Source organism: Sphingomonas sp. IC-11, from assembly GCF_021043365.1.
GTDB lineage: Bacteria > Pseudomonadota > Alphaproteobacteria > Sphingomonadales > Sphingomonadaceae > Sphingomonas.
In genome coordinates, this window is sequence record NZ_JAJNDU010000003.1 from 166,637 (window position 1) to 182,932 (window position 16,296).

At 65.8% G+C, this 16,296-nt stretch carries 16 protein-coding genes; 6 read left to right on the forward strand and 10 right to left on the reverse strand.

Annotated elements, in window-relative coordinates; genetic code table 11:
- Nucleotides 1–3 precede the first annotated feature (3 nt).
- The 5 genes from LQ954_RS11500 to LQ954_RS11520 form a co-directional block, all read right to left on the reverse strand.
- Nucleotides 4–474 (reverse strand): DUF2271 domain-containing protein, encoded by a 471-nt coding sequence (locus LQ954_RS11500; protein WP_227771978.1) that lies wholly within the window; start codon nucleotides 472–474, stop codon nucleotides 4–6.
- 18 nt (nucleotides 475–492) lie between these two features.
- Complete coding sequence (locus LQ954_RS11505; RefSeq protein ID WP_269142287.1) at nucleotides 493–1,197, reverse strand: PepSY-associated TM helix domain-containing protein; 705 nt, start codon at nucleotides 1,195–1,197, stop codon at nucleotides 493–495.
- A 122-nt stretch (nucleotides 1,198–1,319) separates the two neighbouring features.
- On the reverse strand, nucleotides 1,320–3,989 hold the full coding sequence (gene ppc, locus LQ954_RS11510; RefSeq protein WP_231023240.1) for a phosphoenolpyruvate carboxylase: 2,670 nt from the start codon (nucleotides 3,987–3,989) through the stop codon (nucleotides 1,320–1,322).
- 32 nt (nucleotides 3,990–4,021) lie between these two features.
- Nucleotides 4,022–4,429: a hypothetical protein gene (locus tag LQ954_RS11515; RefSeq protein ID WP_227771981.1), complete on the reverse strand. Its 408-nt coding sequence runs from the start codon at nucleotides 4,427–4,429 to the stop codon at nucleotides 4,022–4,024.
- 22 nt (nucleotides 4,430–4,451) lie between these two features.
- A complete protein-coding gene (locus LQ954_RS11520; protein ID WP_227771982.1) occupies nucleotides 4,452–5,021 on the reverse strand; it encodes an HNH endonuclease in 570 nt (189 codons plus the stop codon).
- A gap of 99 nt (nucleotides 5,022–5,120) precedes the next feature.
- On the opposite strand from LQ954_RS11520, the gene LQ954_RS11525 reads away from it, so the two are divergent.
- From LQ954_RS11525 to egtD, 5 genes are all read left to right on the forward strand, one after another.
- Nucleotides 5,121–5,912 (forward strand): enoyl-CoA hydratase/isomerase family protein, encoded by a 792-nt coding sequence (locus LQ954_RS11525; RefSeq protein ID WP_231023241.1) that lies wholly within the window; start codon nucleotides 5,121–5,123, stop codon nucleotides 5,910–5,912.
- A 138-nt stretch (nucleotides 5,913–6,050) separates the two neighbouring features.
- Nucleotides 6,051–6,881, forward strand: a complete 831-nt coding sequence (gluQRS, locus tag LQ954_RS11530) for a tRNA glutamyl-Q(34) synthetase GluQRS (RefSeq protein ID WP_227771984.1) — start codon at nucleotides 6,051–6,053, stop codon at nucleotides 6,879–6,881.
- Between the two features lie 9 nt (nucleotides 6,882–6,890).
- On the forward strand, nucleotides 6,891–7,127 hold the full coding sequence (locus tag LQ954_RS11535; protein WP_227771985.1) for a twin transmembrane helix small protein: 237 nt from the start codon (nucleotides 6,891–6,893) through the stop codon (nucleotides 7,125–7,127).
- A gap of 155 nt (nucleotides 7,128–7,282) precedes the next feature.
- Nucleotides 7,283–8,536: an ergothioneine biosynthesis protein EgtB gene (gene egtB, locus LQ954_RS11540; RefSeq protein ID WP_231023242.1), complete on the forward strand. Its 1,254-nt coding sequence runs from the start codon at nucleotides 7,283–7,285 to the stop codon at nucleotides 8,534–8,536.
- A 69-nt stretch (nucleotides 8,537–8,605) separates the two neighbouring features.
- Entirely contained in the window at nucleotides 8,606–9,583 is a 978-nt protein-coding gene (gene egtD / locus LQ954_RS11545; protein ID WP_231023243.1) for an L-histidine N(alpha)-methyltransferase, read from the forward strand.
- Between the two features lie 88 nt (nucleotides 9,584–9,671).
- Here the strand turns inward: egtD and kynU are convergent, their stop codons facing one another.
- The 3 genes from kynU to LQ954_RS11560 are packed head-to-tail and all read right to left on the reverse strand — an operon-like array spanning nucleotide 9,672 to nucleotide 13,866.
- Complete coding sequence (gene kynU / locus LQ954_RS11550; RefSeq protein WP_231023245.1) at nucleotides 9,672–10,913, reverse strand: kynureninase; 1,242 nt, start codon at nucleotides 10,911–10,913, stop codon at nucleotides 9,672–9,674.
- Complete coding sequence (gene kynA, locus LQ954_RS11555) at nucleotides 10,910–11,731, reverse strand: tryptophan 2,3-dioxygenase (RefSeq protein WP_227771989.1); 822 nt, start codon at nucleotides 11,729–11,731, stop codon at nucleotides 10,910–10,912. Before kynA ends, kynU begins: the two co-directional genes overlap by 4 nt.
- A gap of 41 nt (nucleotides 11,732–11,772) precedes the next feature.
- Nucleotides 11,773–13,866 (reverse strand): DUF3857 domain-containing transglutaminase family protein, encoded by a 2,094-nt coding sequence (locus LQ954_RS11560; RefSeq protein WP_231023247.1) that lies wholly within the window; start codon nucleotides 13,864–13,866, stop codon nucleotides 11,773–11,775.
- 193 nt (nucleotides 13,867–14,059) lie between these two features.
- Between LQ954_RS11560 and LQ954_RS11565 the strand changes: the two genes are divergently transcribed.
- Entirely contained in the window at nucleotides 14,060–14,401 is a 342-nt protein-coding gene (locus LQ954_RS11565) for a hypothetical protein (RefSeq protein WP_227771991.1), read from the forward strand.
- Nucleotides 14,402–14,463: 62 nt separating this feature from the next.
- Here the strand turns inward: LQ954_RS11565 and LQ954_RS11570 are convergent, their stop codons facing one another.
- On the reverse strand, nucleotides 14,464–14,784 hold the full coding sequence (locus tag LQ954_RS11570; RefSeq protein WP_227771992.1) for a hypothetical protein: 321 nt from the start codon (nucleotides 14,782–14,784) through the stop codon (nucleotides 14,464–14,466).
- Nucleotides 14,785–14,943: 159 nt separating this feature from the next.
- A complete protein-coding gene (locus tag LQ954_RS11575) occupies nucleotides 14,944–16,278 on the reverse strand; it encodes an MFS transporter (RefSeq protein ID WP_231023250.1) in 1,335 nt (444 codons plus the stop codon).
- Nucleotides 16,279–16,296 lie beyond the last annotated feature (18 nt).

A 16,296-nucleotide genomic window follows, 5' to 3' on the forward strand; every position in this document is an offset into this window, starting at 1 on the left:
TCCTCAACGAACGGTGATGGAGCCGAGCTCGGTGCTGCCGCTGGCGCTGCCGCCGCGACCGGGCACAGTGATCGGCACACGCACCAATTCCCGCCCGCCGGTTTCGCGCGCGGCCTCGACGTTCAGCACATATTGCCCCGCCGGCAGGTTCTTGGGCAGCGGGATCTGATAGGTGCCGGGCGCTCGGGTTGCACCGCTGACACCGTCGGCCGGCAGCTTCAGGCTTCGGCCGCCCTTGCGCCACCAGCTGCGCAGATCGGCGAGCCACTTGGTCCCCGGCTCGGCGCCGCCTTTTTTTACGTCATACCAGACGAATACGGTGCGCGCCGCGCCGCCGGATGCCGGCTCCAGCCACCCTGCAACATAGGGCCGGTGATATTCGGCGACCTTCAGCCGCGGTACGGTGACGCTGACGGTTTGGGCGGCGGCGGGCGCGCTCACCACGCCGGCAAGAAGCAGATAGGCAGGGCGCATGGGTTCGCGAAAGCTCCCTCAGTGGATCAGGAACAGGGCCAGCAGCAGCGGCACGATGATGCTCGTGGCGACCAGCGGCCAGGTGGACGGACGATGCCGGGCGTGAAGCTGCAACAGCAGCAGCCCCGTCAGGGTGAAGATGATGCAGGCAACCGCAAAGACGTCGATGAACCAGAACCACGGGTCCCCGGTGTTGCGGCCTTTATGGAGGTCGTTGAAATAGGAGATCCAGCCGCGCCAGGTCGTCTCCGCGGTAATGGTGCCGTTTTCCCGATCGATGCTGACCCAGCTGTCCCGGCCCGGCCCAGGCATGGCGACATAGACTTCCTCGTCCGACCACTCACCGGGCCGGCCCGCCGGGTCGACGGCCACCGCCGCCGCCACCGCGCTGGCAACAGAGGCGGGAAGCGGTGCGTCGGCGGCATGGTCTCCGCGCAATTCAGCCAGCCGCGGCGGCAGCAGCGTCGCTTCCGCGCGCGTCACTTGCGGCTCGGCGCCGATCGTTGCCGCATGATTCAGCGTGATGCCGGTGATCGCGAACAGGAACATGCCGGCCAATGAAACGGCCGCGCTGACCCAATGCCACATATGCAGCTGCTTCAGCCAGAAGGCGCGAACCTTCTTCCTGGGCTTGGCAGGGGCAACGGGACGGGAAGACGCGGTCCGAGGCCGTTCGCCCGACACTCGCTGTTCACCCGTCACGTCCACGTCGCTGGCCTGCATGCCCATTCCATCTACGCGCTGAGGTCAGCCGCTTTCGACATCCGGCTAGAGCAATCGCGAATAACTCGCAACAGCAAAGGGCAGCCAGCGTCAGCGCCGGCTAGCAGTCGTCACCGGATCCTTCACCCCGAATTGCGTAGCGCCGTGGCGATCGCATTGATCGACAGGAGAATGCCTTCGGCAATCCGCGCATCATCCTCCCCGGCGCGGTGACGGCGCATCAATTCGATCTGCAGCAGATTGAGCGGCTCGATATACGGCAGACGCAGACGGATGGACGCGTCCAGGGTGGGATGCTTTTCCAGCAGCCGCGACTGCCCCGTCACCTGCAACAGCCCGTCCTGCGTGATCTGCCAATCATCGTGGATGCGCGAGAAGATGCGATGCCCCAACTTCTCGTCTTCGACGAGGCTCGCGTAGCGTTCGGCAATGCCCATGTCCGATTTGGCGAGCACCATTTCCATATTGGCGAGCGTGGCGGCGAACAGCGGCCAGCCCTCGGCCATCTCCGCAAGCAGCACCTTGTCCTCGAACGCCGCGATCGCCTGACCCACGCCATACCAGCCGGGCAGCATCACGCGCGCCTGCGCCCAGCTGAACACCCAGGGAATGGCGCGCAGGTCCTCGATCTTTGCCGACTTCTTCCGGCTTGCCGGGCGACTACCGATCTTGAGTCCGGAAATTTCGGCGATCGGGGTCATCTGCCGGAAGAAGGTGTTGAACCCTTCCGTGCCGTAAACGAGATCGCGATAGGCGTGGAAGGCGGCGTCGGAGAGCCGGTCCATCGCTCGGGCGAAGGTTTCATTTTCGGCATTGGAAAGCGGCGCTGGCGACAGGCTGGCCAGCAGCGTGGCCGATGCCATGGCCTCCAGGTTCGTAATCGCGCTTTCGCGGGTGCCGTATTTGCCCGCGATCACCTCGCCCTGCTCAGTGATGCGGATGCGGCCCTGCACCGTGCCCGGCGGCTGTGCGCGGATCGCGGCGAAGCTGGACCCGCCACCGCGCCCCACGGCGCCGCCGCGGCCGTGGAACAGCTGCATGCCAACGCCGGCCGCTTCGAACACCGGCTTCAGCGCCGTCGATGCTTTGGAGAGTTGCCAGGTGGACGTAAGATAGCCGCCGTCCTTGTTGCTGTCGGAATAACCGATCATCACTTCCTGGTGGCCACGCGCGCGGGCGATCGCTGCCACTTCCGGCAGTGCGAACCAAGCGCTCATGATGCCCGGCGCAGCTTCCAGATCCCCGATCGTTTCGAACAACGGCACGGCCATCACCTGCGCCTGCGGGGGATCGCCCGGCACATAAAGGCCAACTTCCTTCAGCAGCAGATGCACTTCGAGCAGGTCGCTGACCGAAGTGCACATCGACACAATATACTGGCGGATGCACGCCCGTCCGTAAGTCGCGTGTGCCTCTGCCGCCGCTGCGACGATCGCGAGCTCCTTGGCGGTTTCCTCGGAATAACTGATGAAGCGGCTGGTCAGCGGCCGCGCCGTGGCAAGTTCGCGGGTCAGCAGCGCCACCCGCTCGTCCTCGCTCAGCGTCGCGTAATCGGCACAGACACCGGCGCGGGCCAGCAACTCGCCAACCACCCGCTCATGAACAGCGCTGTTCTGCCTCAGGTCGAGCGTCGCGAGATGAAACCCGAACACTTCCACCGCGCGGATCAAACGCCCAATCACTCCGCCGCTGGCGAGCAGGCCGCCACCCGCGGCGGACAAGGCGCGCGCCATGGCAACCAGATCCGCGCGAAAGGCGCGGGGATCGGGATACGGCTCTGCGTCACGCGCCGCCGGCCGTGGCGGCCGGGTGCCTACCAGCTTGCGATAGGTAGCCGCCAGGCGCGCGTAGATCCCCGACAGCGCGCGACGATATGGCTCGTCACGCCGGCTTTCGGCATCATCCCCGCTGGCTTCGGCTAATGCGATCACGGCCGGGTCCACCGGTGCATGATCCGCCGAGATCGACAGTTCCGCGCCCAACGCATGCAGCTGATCGAGATAATAGCCAATCGCCGCGCCCGAGGCCTTGCCCAGCGCGACCTTCAGCGATTCAGCCGTCACGAACGGGTTGCCGTCGCGATCGCCACCGATCCAGCTTCCCGGCCGCAGGAACCCGGGGACACGCTGTCCCATCGCGCGGTCCCACCGCTGGTACAGCGCAGGGATCACCGGCAAGAACACGTCGCGCAGATAACTGAGCGCGGTTTCCACCTCGTCCGTCACGTACAGCCGTTCGCGGCGGAGCACGCGGGTCTGCCACAGCAGCGCGACCTGCCGAACGATCGCCTCGTCGATGCGGTCGCCGTCCGGCGTTTCCTCCGCGCCCGTATCGCGAAGCGCCATCAGTTCGGCGATGCGGTTGCGATGGTCGATCATGCTCTTGCGCCGCACCTCGGTCGGGTGGGCGGTCAGCACCGGCGCGATCAGCGCATGGTCGAGCAGCGCCAGCACGGCGTCGCGGTCGACGCCCTCGTCCGCGAGTCGCTCCACCGCGGAAGCAACGTCCGCCCCTTCCTCTGCCGTTATCCCCTGCCGGTCCTCCGCCAGGTTGGCCAGCATAGAGAAGAGCATGAAGCCGCGAACGAAATCGAGCGTCTCGTCGAGCGACAACGCCTCGAGATGGTGATCCACCGCGATCCCGGCGCCGCGATGCCGCTCGACCGATGCCGAGCGGATCGCTTCGGTGGCGGCGAACAGTCGCTCCCCGCCCAAGGCCCGGATCACATCCCCCAGGACTCGCCCGAGATACCGGATATCATCATTGTTGGTGATCGACGGAAGCGCGCTCATTCCGCCATGCTGCAACCCGCCGACCACCGCCGTCAACGCGCAGCTTCGCCAGGTGTGGTCTGGCGTTCCTCCTGTCGGCGCTTGCGATAGGTGTCGCGTTCCTCGCTGGTCAGCGTGCCGTCCTTGTTCAGATCATTGCGATCGAACCAGTCGAGCATCAGGTCACCCGATTCCTGCGGGCTGAGCGCGCCATCCTTGTTGGTATCTCCGCGCGCGATCATCGGGCGCAGCCGCTCCGGCAGTTCGTCGGCCACGATGCGGTCGTCACCGTTCACGTCCATGCGGTGGAACCGCCGCTCGATCTCGCTGCCGAAATCAAGCCGGGAGGTCACGGTGGGCGGCGTATAGTTATTGGCCGCGGCGTGATCATTCTGTTCTTCGCGCGTGCCACAGGCTGCCAGCAGCGAACCGCACGCCGCCAGCATCATCAACGATCGCATCCCCGATTAACCTCCCTCAAGATCAGGCTTCCAGCTCAACGTCCCAATAAAGCCAATCGTGCCACGTTTCGTGGAGATAGTTGGGAGGAAAGCTTCGGCCATGCTCCTGGAGCTGCCAGCTGGTCGGGCGGATCGGCTCGATATGGAGCGGCATCGCCGCCTGTTTCGGTGTCCGCCCGCCCTTGCGCAAGTTGCAGGGGGAACAAGACGTGACGACATTCTCCCATGTCGTGCGGCCACCCTGCGCGCGCGGCACCACATGGTCGAATGTCAGTTCGCGCACATGCTTGCCACAATATTGGCAGGCGAATCGATCCCGCAGGAACAGGTTGAACCGGGTGAAGGCCGGAAATTGTGACGGCTTCACATATTGTTTCAGCGCGATCACCGATGGCAGCCGGATCGACTGCGTGGGACTTCTCACCTCGCGCTCATAATGGGCGACAATGTCGACCCGGTCGAGAAACACTGCCTTGACCGCAGTCTGCCATGGCCAGATGCTGAGCGGATAATAAGACAAAGGCGTATAGTCGGCGTTCAGAACGAGCGTCGGGCACGCGTCCGGATGGCGGATCAGATCGGGATGGAACAAGCAGGTCCCCCTTCGATACCGTGTCGTGGCGTGATGTCACGCCAAGCGATGACGCCATGATGACAGCCGGCGATTCACCGGGTCAAGGGGAGAGGATATTTGACCGACACTGTTACCTATGAGGTCGCTGATCATGTCGCGACAATCACGCTCAATCGTCCGGAGCGACGCAACGCGCTGAACTGGGATGCCTATGGCCGACTCGAGGCGGCGTTCCGGCGCTCGGTGACTGACGAGGACGTTCGCTGCGTGATCGTCACCGGCGCCGATCCCGCCTTCTGTTCGGGCGACGACGTGGCGGAGATCATGGCTGGCCCGGATTCCTTCACTGCGCGCAAGGCGCCGCCGGTGGTCCGCCACCAGCCCACCCCCGCCGCCATTGCTGCGCTGGAATGCGACAAGCCGGTGATCGCCGCGGTGAACGGTGCCGCGGTCGGCTGGGGCATGGAACTGGCGCTTTATGCCGACATCCGCCTCGCATCGGAGAAGGCGAAATTCGCGGAATTGTTCATCAAGCGCGGGCTCGTGTGCGATGTCGGCGGCTTTTATCGCCTGCCCGCGATCGTCGGCCCGGCAAAGGCGGCGGAACTGCTGTTCACCGGCGACGTGATCGACGCGGGCGAAGCGGCGCGCATCGGCTTGGTGCGCGAGGTCGTGCCGCATGCGGAGCTGATGACGCAGGCCCGCGCGCTCGCCGCGCGCATCGCCGCGAATCCGCCACTCGCACTGCGCTACATGAAAGAAGGCCTTCGCCGCGCCGCTTATGGCGATCCGCGAGAATTGGGCGGTTGGGCGATCGAGACGATTCGCCGCCTCATGTCCACCGAGGACCATAAGGAAGGCGTCGCGGCCTTCATGGAAAAGCGCGAACCGGTGTTCAGCGGCCGCTGAGCGAAGACTCGCCCCGGCGCTTCCGATCATCGGGAGCGCCGCCGGCTTGCCTCCGCCACAATAGCTAGCGTTGCAAGTACCGCGCCTTGGCCAAGCGGAGTCTTGCCGCGCGCGCCGCGCCTCTACACATGCCCACGCGTGATCGTCACTCGCTTTGCCCCCTCACCAACCGGCCGGCTGCACCTCGGCCACGCGTACAGCGCAATCCTCTCCCATGATCTCGCCCGCAGCCGCGGCGGCCGCTTCCTGCTGCGGATCGAGGATATCGACGGCACCCGCAGCCGCCCCGAACATGTCGAGACGATCATCGCCGATCTCGCCTGGCTCGGGCTCACCTGGGATGGCGAGGTGCTCCACCAGTCCGATCGTCTTCCCGCTTATGCCGAGGCGCTTGACCGGCTGCGCGACATGGGCCTGCTGTATCGCTGCTATTGTACCCGCGCGGAGATCGCCGCCGCCAGCCTGTCCGCCCCGCATGGCGCCGAACCGCTCTACCCCGGCACCTGCCGCGCGCGGGTGCCGCATCATCCCGATCGGCCGCATTGCTGGCGACTCGACATGGCGAAAGCCGTCGCGCGTACCGGGCCGATCACTTGGCAGGACCACGGCATTGTCATCGCCGCCGACCCGCTGTCGGCGGGCGACGTGGTGCTCGCCCGCAAGGATGCGCCGGCCAGCTATCATCTCGCGGTCACGGTGGACGACGCATGGCAGGGCGTGACAGACGTGGTGCGCGGACGGGATCTGTTCGCCGCCACCCACGTCCATCGCCTGCTCCAGGCGCTGCTTGATCTGCCCACGCCGGCCTATCACCACCATCCGCTGCTCACCGGGCCCGATGGCCTGCGACTGGCCAAGCGGCACGGTGCCCCGGCTCTGGCAGACATGCGCGAAGGCGGCGCCGACGGCCTAGCGCTCGCCGCGGAACTGCGTGCGGGACGGGTTCCCATTGGCACGGGCGATGCCTAGATTGGGTCCATGCAGACGTTCCTGGTCATCCTCCTCATTGCGGCGCTGATTGCGACGCTGGTTGCGCTGGTGCGCGGCATTGTGGCGTTCCTTCAGAACGCCAGCGCGGAGGCTCGGGGAACCGGCACCGCCGGTCCGACGCAAGGACAGCTCAAATCGAACAAGATGATGCAGCAGCGCATCCTGTTTCAGGGGCTGGCCGTCATCATCGTCGTCGTTCTGCTGTTCGCTGCCGGGCGCACCTGATCGCGCGCGGCCGTGCGCCGCGTGATGAACCAAAAGGCCGGCTGTTGGTTGAACCTTGATCGAGGTTAGCGGATGGTCGGAGGGGGCATTCACCTTCCTTCCACGTTTGCCCGTGCGCGCTTGCGCAGCGACGGTCATGGAAGGTTCAACGGTAGATGCAGCCGAGGGAAGCCACCTCGCACGATGATCTGGCCGCCCGGTTCGGCCGGGTCCGTTCGCTCAGCGAGGCGCTGGTAGCGCCGCTGAGCGACGCTGACGCCACCGTTCAGTCGATGGATGATGCGTCTCCCGCCAAATGGCACCTGGCGCATACCACCTGGTTTTTCGAAACGTTCGTTCTGCGCGATCACGTCGCCGGCTATCGGCTGCACGACCCGCGCTTTCCCTTTCTTTTCAACAGCTATTACGAGGCCGAGGGGCGCCGCCATGCGCGTGGTCGGCGCGGCATGGTGACACGCCCGACCCTTGCTGAAGTGAAGGTCTATCGCGCGGCGGTGGACTCGGCGTTGATCACGGCGCTGCCCTCTCTCGGCGGTACGCCGCGCGATCTGGTGGAGCTCGGCTGTCATCACGAACAGCAGCATCAGGAACTGCTGCTTACCGACATCCTCCACCTGTTTTCCGAAAACCCGCTGGAACCGGCCTTGTGGTCGCCCGCGCCCAAGGTCCCCGTGGCAATGCCGGACACGATCAACTGGCTCGACCGCGATGAGGGCGTGATCGAGATCGGCCATGATGGTCAGGGCTTCGCCTTCGATTGCGAGGGGCCGCGCCACCGCACGTTGGTTTCGGCGCATTCCCTCGCGGATCGGACCGTCACGAACGGCGAGTGGCAGCAATTCATTGCCGACGGGGGCTATCGGGAGCCTCGCTGGTGGCTGTCGGACGGCTGGTCCTGGCTGCAGCGCGAGGGGATCCATGCGCCGCTCTATTGGGAAGAGCGCGACGGCGTCTGGACCCGCTTCGGACTGGACGGCCGCCGCCCGATCGACCCCGCCGCGCCGGTGACTCATGTCAGCTTCTATGAGGCGGATGCCTATGCAAGCTGGGCAGGCGCCCGATTGCCGACGGAAGCCGAGTGGGAGGCAGCCGCCGCGGCCGATGATCCGAATGGCGGCAACCAGCTGGATTCGGCCGGCGCGGTCGAACCGCGGCCTGCCGAGAGCGGCCCGGCGTTCTTCGGCGACGTCTGGGAATGGACGGGCAGCGCCTATCGTCCCTATCCTGGCTTTTCGGCCGCCGACGGCGCTGTGGGCGAATATAACGGCAAGTTCATGAGCGGGCAGTTCGTGCTGCGCGGGGGATCCTGCGCCACGCCGCGCGGCCACGCTCGCGCCTCCTACCGCAACTTCTTCTACCCCCACCAGCGCTGGCAATTCACCGGCGTCCGGCTGGCCCGGGACCGCTGACAAAAAACGTCGCTGCGCGGGCGCTTGCGCTCATCAACCGGACGGCGCGCCAAAACAGGAAGGAAGCCAATGCTGAAGCAGGAAATTGAGGACGGCCAAGCCTCCCTTGCCGATCCGCAGTTCCGCGCGGACGTTCTGAACGGCCTTGCGCTTCGCCCCCGGGCCATTCCGGCGCGCTGGTTCTACGATCGCCGTGGATCGGATCTGTTCGAAGAGATCACCCGCCTGCCGGAATATTACCCGACCCGCACCGAAACGGCGCTGCTGGAGCGGATCGCACCGGAGCTTGCTGCCCAGATCCCCCCTGGGTCGGCGGTGGTTGAGTTCGGCTCGGGTTCCTCGACGAAGACGCCATTGATCCTCGATGCGGTCCGGCCCAGCGCTTACGTCCCGATCGACATTTCCGGCGACATGCTGCGCGAATCCTCGCGCGTGCTGTCGGCCCGCTATCCCGCCCTGCTGGTCCTGCCGTTTGAGGCGGACTTCACGCGGCTGGTGGATCTGCCCCGCACCATTGCCAGCGCGCCGAAACTTGGCTTCTTCCCTGGCTCCACCATCGGCAATCTCATCCCGCGCGCTGCCGTCGACCTGTTGCGGGCCATGCGCGGGTCGCTCGGCCAGGGCGCACGCTTGTTGATCGGCATGGACCGCGTGAAGGACGAAGCCGTGCTGGTTCGCGCCTACGACGATGCGGCCGGCGTGACGGCGGCGTTCAACTGCAATCTCCTGGCGCGGATCAATCGCGAGCTGGAGGGCACGATCCCGCTCGACGCCTTCCGCCATCGCGCGATCTGGAACGATGACCGGGCACGAATCGAAATGCACCTGGAGGCGACCCGCGACGTGTCGTTCGAGGTCGAGGGGCGACCATTCTCCATCGACGCCGGCGAGACCATCCATACCGAGAACAGCCACAAATACGGCCCGCGCGACGCGCGTATCCTGCTGCGCGCCGGCGGCTGGACGCCGGTCATGGAATGGACCGACCCCGACGATCTGTTCGCCGTCATCCTGGCCGAGGCGCAACCGGAACGCTTCGCCCCCTGAAGGCACCGGAGACGGCCGCGCCGCCGCGCCTGCCATGAGGGAGGAACGAGGAGAGGTTTTCGCCGCGGCCCCTCGTCGGCCCGAGCGATCACGTCACCGCTGCGCGAACGGCATAAGCAGGGTCGCGCCACGCTTCCGTGGCCATGACCTCGGCCAGCATCTCCACCGCGCGCCACACATCCTCATGCGAGGTGTACAGCGGCGTCAGCCCGAGCCGCAGGACATCGGGCGCGCGGAAGTCGCCGATCACGCCGCGCGCAATCAGCGCCTGGCAAATCTCCCAGGCGTAATCATGCGCCACGCTGACATGGCTACCGCGCGCATCGGCATCGCGCGGCGTTACGATGGTAAAGCCCGCGCCGACGCACCGCTGCTCGATCCCGGCGATCAGCAACTCGCTGAGCGACCGGCTCTTCGCCGCCACATCCGCCATCGCGACGCCGTCAAAGGTATCGAGCCCCGCGTCGAGCGCAGCCATGCCGAGGATCGGCGGCGTGCCACACAGGAACCGCTTCATGCCATCCGCCGGCGCATAATCGTCGCCGAAGTCGAACGGCGCGCCATGCCCCATCCAGCCGGTCAGCGGTGACCGCAACTGCCCCTGCCATCGCCGCGCGACATAGAGGAACGCCGGGGCGCCTGGCCCGCCGTTCAGATATTTGTAGCCGCAGCCGACCGCGAGATCGGCATCGCATCCATCAAGGTCGATCTCCACCGCGCCGGCGCTATGGCTGAGATCCCAAAGGATCAGCGCGCCCGCCGCATGGGCGGCCGCGGTAAGGCCGGCCATGTCCAGTTTCGCGCCCGTCTTGTAGTGGACATGGGTGAGCACCACGATCGCCGTATCGCCGTCGATTGCCCCGGCAATCTCGCTCGCCGGAACGGTCCGCACGCGGCGATCGGGCAGCATCGCCGCCACCCCCTGCGCAATATACAGGTCGGTCGGAAAATTGCCGGGCTCGGTCAGGATCGTGGAACGGCCGGGGGCGGCGAGGCAGGCGGCAGTGATCAGCTTGAAGAGGTTCGCCGACGTGGAATCGGCCACGATCACCTCGTCCGCCGCTGCCCCGATCAGCGGCGCGATGCGCGCGCCCAACCGCGCAGGCGCGTCGATCCATCCATGCTTGTTCCAGCTGGCGATCAGGTCCTCGCCCCACTCCCCCGCAATTGCAGCCGCCACCCGGGCCGGCGTGGCGCACGGCAAGGCGCCCAGCGAATTGCCATCGAGGTACGTCACCCCCTTCGGCAGCGCAAAACGCGCGCGGCAAGGGCTGAGCGGATCGGCGAGGTCGATCGCCTGAACCTCGGCAAGCTTGGGCCAGGCCGTCACAGCACGGCCCTCACCGTCAGCAGTTCGGGGAAGAACACCTGGTCGATCACCCGCGCCAGATACGGCACGCCAGCGGTGCCGCCGGTCCCGCGCTTGAACCCGATCACGCGCTCCACCGTCTTCAGATGGCCGAACCGCCACAGCTGGAAACGATATTCCAGATCAACCAGCTTTTCCGCCAGTTCATAGAGGTTCCAATACCGTTCGGGCTCCGCATACACCTGGCGCCAGCAGGCTTCCACCGCCTCGGACGCCTCATAGGGCTGGGTAACGTCGCGCGTCAGCTGCGCCTCCGGTACCGGCAGCCCCGCTCGCGCCAGCGCGCGGAGCGCCTCGTCATAGATGCTCGGCTGCTCCAGAGCGTCCTGAAGCATCGCTTGGAAAGCCGGTGCATCGGCGAACACGCGGATCATGCCAGCGTTCTTGTTCCCCATCAGGAACTCCATCGCGCGATACTGGTGCGACTGGAAGCCGGAGCTGGAGCCGAGCTTGTCGCGCATGGCGGAATAATCGGCCGGCGTAATCGTCGCCAGTATCTCCCAGCTGCCGATCAGCTGCTGCTGGATCCTCGCGACGCGGGCCATCATCTTGAACGCGGCGTCCAGGCGATCCTCGGCGATCGCCCGGCGCGCGGCGGTCAGTTCATGAAGGCACAATTTCATCCACAGTTCGGACGCCTGATGGATGACGATGAACAGCATCTCGTCATGCGTATCGGACAACGGCGTCTGGCAGGCGAGAAGCTCGTCCAGCCGGAGATAGCCGGTATAGGTCAATCCCGCCGGTGCACCGGCGGAGGGGTCGGAGCGGTTTTCCATGGCTCCGTCCCTAGCGCGATTGGCCCCCTTGGCGCAGCCAGTTAGTTTGCCCCCGCGCCCGCCGTTGTCGTTGCGGTCGTCCGAACCTGGCTCTGGCAGGGCGGCGTGGCGCTGGCGAAATCCTCGAAGCTGCCGAAGCGGCTCGTGGCGTCTGCCGCTATCGTGCTTGCCTTGCCGGTCACTTCCCAGACATAGGATTTGTTGTTGTCAAAGCCGGCGATGGCCGCGTTGAGCGCCGCCGCTTCGGCTGCGCTGATCTCGGGCGCATCGACCCGGCGGCTCTTCACCATGCGGGCGACCTGCCCGTCGAAGGACGAGATCCGCCAGTAGGAGATGCCGCCGAGCGTCCGGTCCATCGGCTTCGAGGAAAAGGACCAGCGAAAACCCTTGCCGGCCGGCGGCACCTTCACCGTTGTGGCGTAGCAGGAAAATGCGGGATAGTCGTTCGCATAGGGCGCGTCCTGCGGCTGATCCTTCGGCCGTTTCAGTTCGGACGGCGGCGGAAAGCCCCCGCCGAAGAGATAATGGGTATGGCCGTCCTTGGCGTCGCCCTCCCAGTCCATCTTACCCTCGCCGGTCAGGCCAAGCACCAGCAGGCGGTTGTCCTCGTCGAAGCGCCAGCTCGTATTTGATGCTTCGACGGCGGGATATTGCTGGCGCCAGTAAGCGGCCAGCATCTTGTCCGCATCGCTCGTCGCCACTCCGGCAAGTTGGGCGCGAATGGCGTAGATCTCGTCGCCGCGCAGCGTCTGCTGGATACGATATCGAGCCGGCTTGTCGAACCCGGCGGAGGCATCGATGTCCACCACTTCGACGCGGTTCGGCAGGCGCGGGGCCGGAAAGGCGAGCGGCTCAAGCGCGCCGCCGTCGGCCCTCAGCGGCAGGACCCAGCGGGACAGCGGCGGATCGAGGGTCGCGAGCGATCGGTCCCCCAGACGCGTGCCGTCCAGCCAGACGGGCGCGCCGTTCACGCTGGCGCGCACGACGACATGATCGAAAAGGGCGGGGCTGGGCAGCCGCTGGTCCATGCCGTCGCCGCCCTTGCTCGCCACCAGCACGGCCTCCGCCGTGATCCCCATCTCGCGGAGCAGCGCGATCAGCAGTGCGGACTTGCCCTTGCAATCCCCGAACTTGCGGCTCCACGTTTCGTCGGCGCCGGCCGGCCGGTAATTGCCGCCGTCCAGCCCGACGTAAACGTAACGGATCCGGTCCTGAACCACGCGCAGCGCCGCCTCGACCCGGCGCGCCGGATCGCTGGTCTGTGCGGCGATCCGCTTGGCTTCCGCGCGCACGGGCGAGTCCGCCGCCAGATCGGCCGCCTGGGCAAAGGGCGCAGCGAACGACCGGGACAAGGTGGCCCAGTCCGGATAATCACCGAATTGCACCAGCCGCTTCACCATATAACGGAGGGGCGCTTGGTCGGGCAGGCTCACCGATGCGGGATCAACGAGCAGATATTGATGCTCGACCTCCGTTCCGATCTCGCGGCTCGTCGGGCTGGGAAGATCGCCGGCGCTGCGAAAGGTCAGCGCGGCGGCCTTGGGTGACAGCACACGCAGCCGGTAGGCACCCCGGATGCCCACCAGCGGGAATTGCATGAAGCCGTCCGCGCGTTCGGCGGGGGCAAGGCCGCGGCGCCGCTTGGTGGCCGCAAACTCCAGTTCGTCGCCGATCTGGAGCCCCGCCGCCTGCAGCGTTGCGGTAAGATCACCGTGAAGCATCGACTGCTCGAGATCATTCTCGCGCTGGATAACGGCGAACTTCTGGCCCGCGAGCACATCGGTGCTCTTGCCGTCGCGAATGATCGTCAGGCGATGAACGATCATCTCCTCGTTGGCCGGTGACCAGGCAACCGCGATGTTGCCAGCGCCCAGTCCTTCCGGAGAAAGGATCTTCAGCTTCCAGGATTGATATTCCTCCTGCACCCCGCTGTTCACCCGGACTTGGCTGTCGGAATAAACAACCCGCAATGGAGCGCCGGGCGGAAGGGGAGCATCGCTGGCGGCGGGCGGTGCAATCACCCATTCCGGGGCCGGCGCGTATCGAACGTCCCGCACACTGACCGCGCCCTTGTTCGTTGCCTTATGCTGCGCCGGCCGCACCTGCGCGCTCGCATTGCTGGCGAGCGCACTCACCAGGACGATCGATAATCCCCCAAACCGCATATGTCCCCCAATGTCCCCACGCGAATCTACCAGCGCTCGTCATCGCTCGCGAGGCACATTCGTAACCGTCGATCGAATACCGCCGTCCTGTTTGGGGAAAGGGGCGAACGATCGGGCAAAGCGGCGGATGACAGGCGCGGGGCAGAGCCGCTAAGCGCGCCCCATGTATTATGTCGCGCTCAAGAACTTTGTTGCGAGCATGGTTGAAGGCGGCGCCGACACGCTGGCCCATGTCCATGGCGGCATGCTGGTACTCATGCTGGCGCGGCTGATCACACGCCGCTCGCTCGCGACGCCAGTGCCGCTGGCCTGCGTCGTTGTTCTTCAGGTGCTCAACGAGTGCATCGACCGGTACAATCACGGATCGTGGCGTTGGCCGGACACGATCGGCGATACGTTGAACACGCTGTTCTGGCCAACGGTGCTGTTCGTCGGCCTTCGCCTGCGCCGCCAGCGCGATCCCGCGCCAAGCGTCGCGACCGGCAAGGTGGCCGAGGAAGCATAAGCGCGAACGCGCCCCCGCGCGCCCGCACCTGGCGCACCGGAGAACGCGCGTCCGGCTCGTCGTTACTCGGGCTCTACCGTCACGCTGGGACGGCGATTGATGATCACGCCGCGCTCGGCCATTTCCTTTGCGAAGTCATGCCGGGCATCGGCAACCTCGCGTCGATATTCGGCCCATGCGTCAACCCGATCGGCCTGGTCGTTCGCTCGGGCCAGATCCTTGCGCAGTTCGCGCCGGGCTTCGCTCAGATCAGTTTTGTAATCCAGATAATGTGAATTACTGTCGTCATACACAGCACCGCGAAAAGGCTTGTCGCCAGCCTGTGCCGGCGATGCTGCAATGAGCGGAATACTGGCTGCGGCCAGTGCAATGATGATCTTCATACGCCTCCTCCGATTACTCTTTGCGGAGGCTGGTTATAACCGCGCCGAAGGTAGGTCGGTTCCCTTCAACCAGAATCACCACCTGAACTGGCACGGTCTATTATCAGCCATTCAGCGCCTTTACTTCATGGACGGGGAGACAAAATCATGAGGGCGTGATCAGCCAACCATGCGGCGGCGATCGTCGGCATCAAGCGCGCTGAGCGACGATCCCTTGCTTTCCCGCATGAACATCGCGGCGATCACGCTGACGCCCGCGCTCAGGCCGACATAGATCGCGAGCGGCATCCAGCTGTCATAGACGCGCAACATCGACGCCCCGATCAGCGGCGCCCAGGATCCCGCCACGATTGCGGTCACCTGATAGCCGAGCGACACGCCGGAATAGCGCATCCGCGTCGGGAACATCTCCGCCATGATCGCTGGCTGCGGCGCATACATCAGGCCGTGGACCGCGAGGCCCGCCATGATCGCGGCCAGCATGATGACCGTGTCTCCGGTGTCGAACATGGGAAATGCGGCGAACGGCCATGCCATCGCCAGTGCGGACCCGAGAAGGTAGACCGGGCGGCGGCCCAGCAGGTCGGCCAGTGCGCCAGCCGCCGGAATGACCACGACGTGCAGCAGGTGACCGATGAACAGCAGTCCCAGGATACGGCTCGTGGCGATGCCGCGATGGGCCAGGTAGGTGATCGAGAACGTGACCACCATGTAATAGAGGATGTTCTCGCCGAACCGCAGCCCCATCGCGTTGAACACCGCGCGCGGGTATCGCCGGAACACTTCGGTCACGCCATGCCCGGCATCGGCGCGACGTTCCGCCTCCTCCCGCGCCGCATGGAACAGCGGGGAATCGCTCACCTGTGTGCGGATGTAATAGCCGATCGCGATAATGATCACCGACAGCCAGAAGGCGACCCGCCATCCCCAGGCGAGGAAGGCCTCCTCGGATAGGAAGGTGGACAGGAGCAGCAGCACGACGGTGGCGAGCACATTGCCCAGCGGCACGCCGGCCTGGGGAAAGCTGCCCCAGAAGGCGCGGCTCCGGTTGGGACTATGCTCCGTCACCAGCAGGACGGCCCCGCCCCATTCGCCGCCGAGCGCGAATCCCTGGATGAACCGCAACAGCACCAGCAGCGCCGGCGCCCAATAGCCGATCGCGTTGAACCCAGGCAGGCAGCCCATCAGGAATGTCGACGCCCCGATCAGGACCAGGCTGAACTGAAGCAGCGACTTGCGCCCGATCCGGTCTCCGACGTGACCAAAGACGACGCCGCCAAGCGGTCGCGCGATGAAGCCGACGGCATAAGTGGCAAAGGCCGCGATGATGCCGTCCAGATTGTTGGCGGTCTGCGGGAAGAACAGCTTGCCGAATACCAGCGTCGCCGCTGTGCCGTAGAGGAAGAATTCATACCATTCGACGATGGTGCCGGCCATCGACGCGCCGACCACCTTACGCAGGTGGGACAGGTCCGCCTTGGCTTCGTGCTCCATCTCACTTCCCCTCCTGCG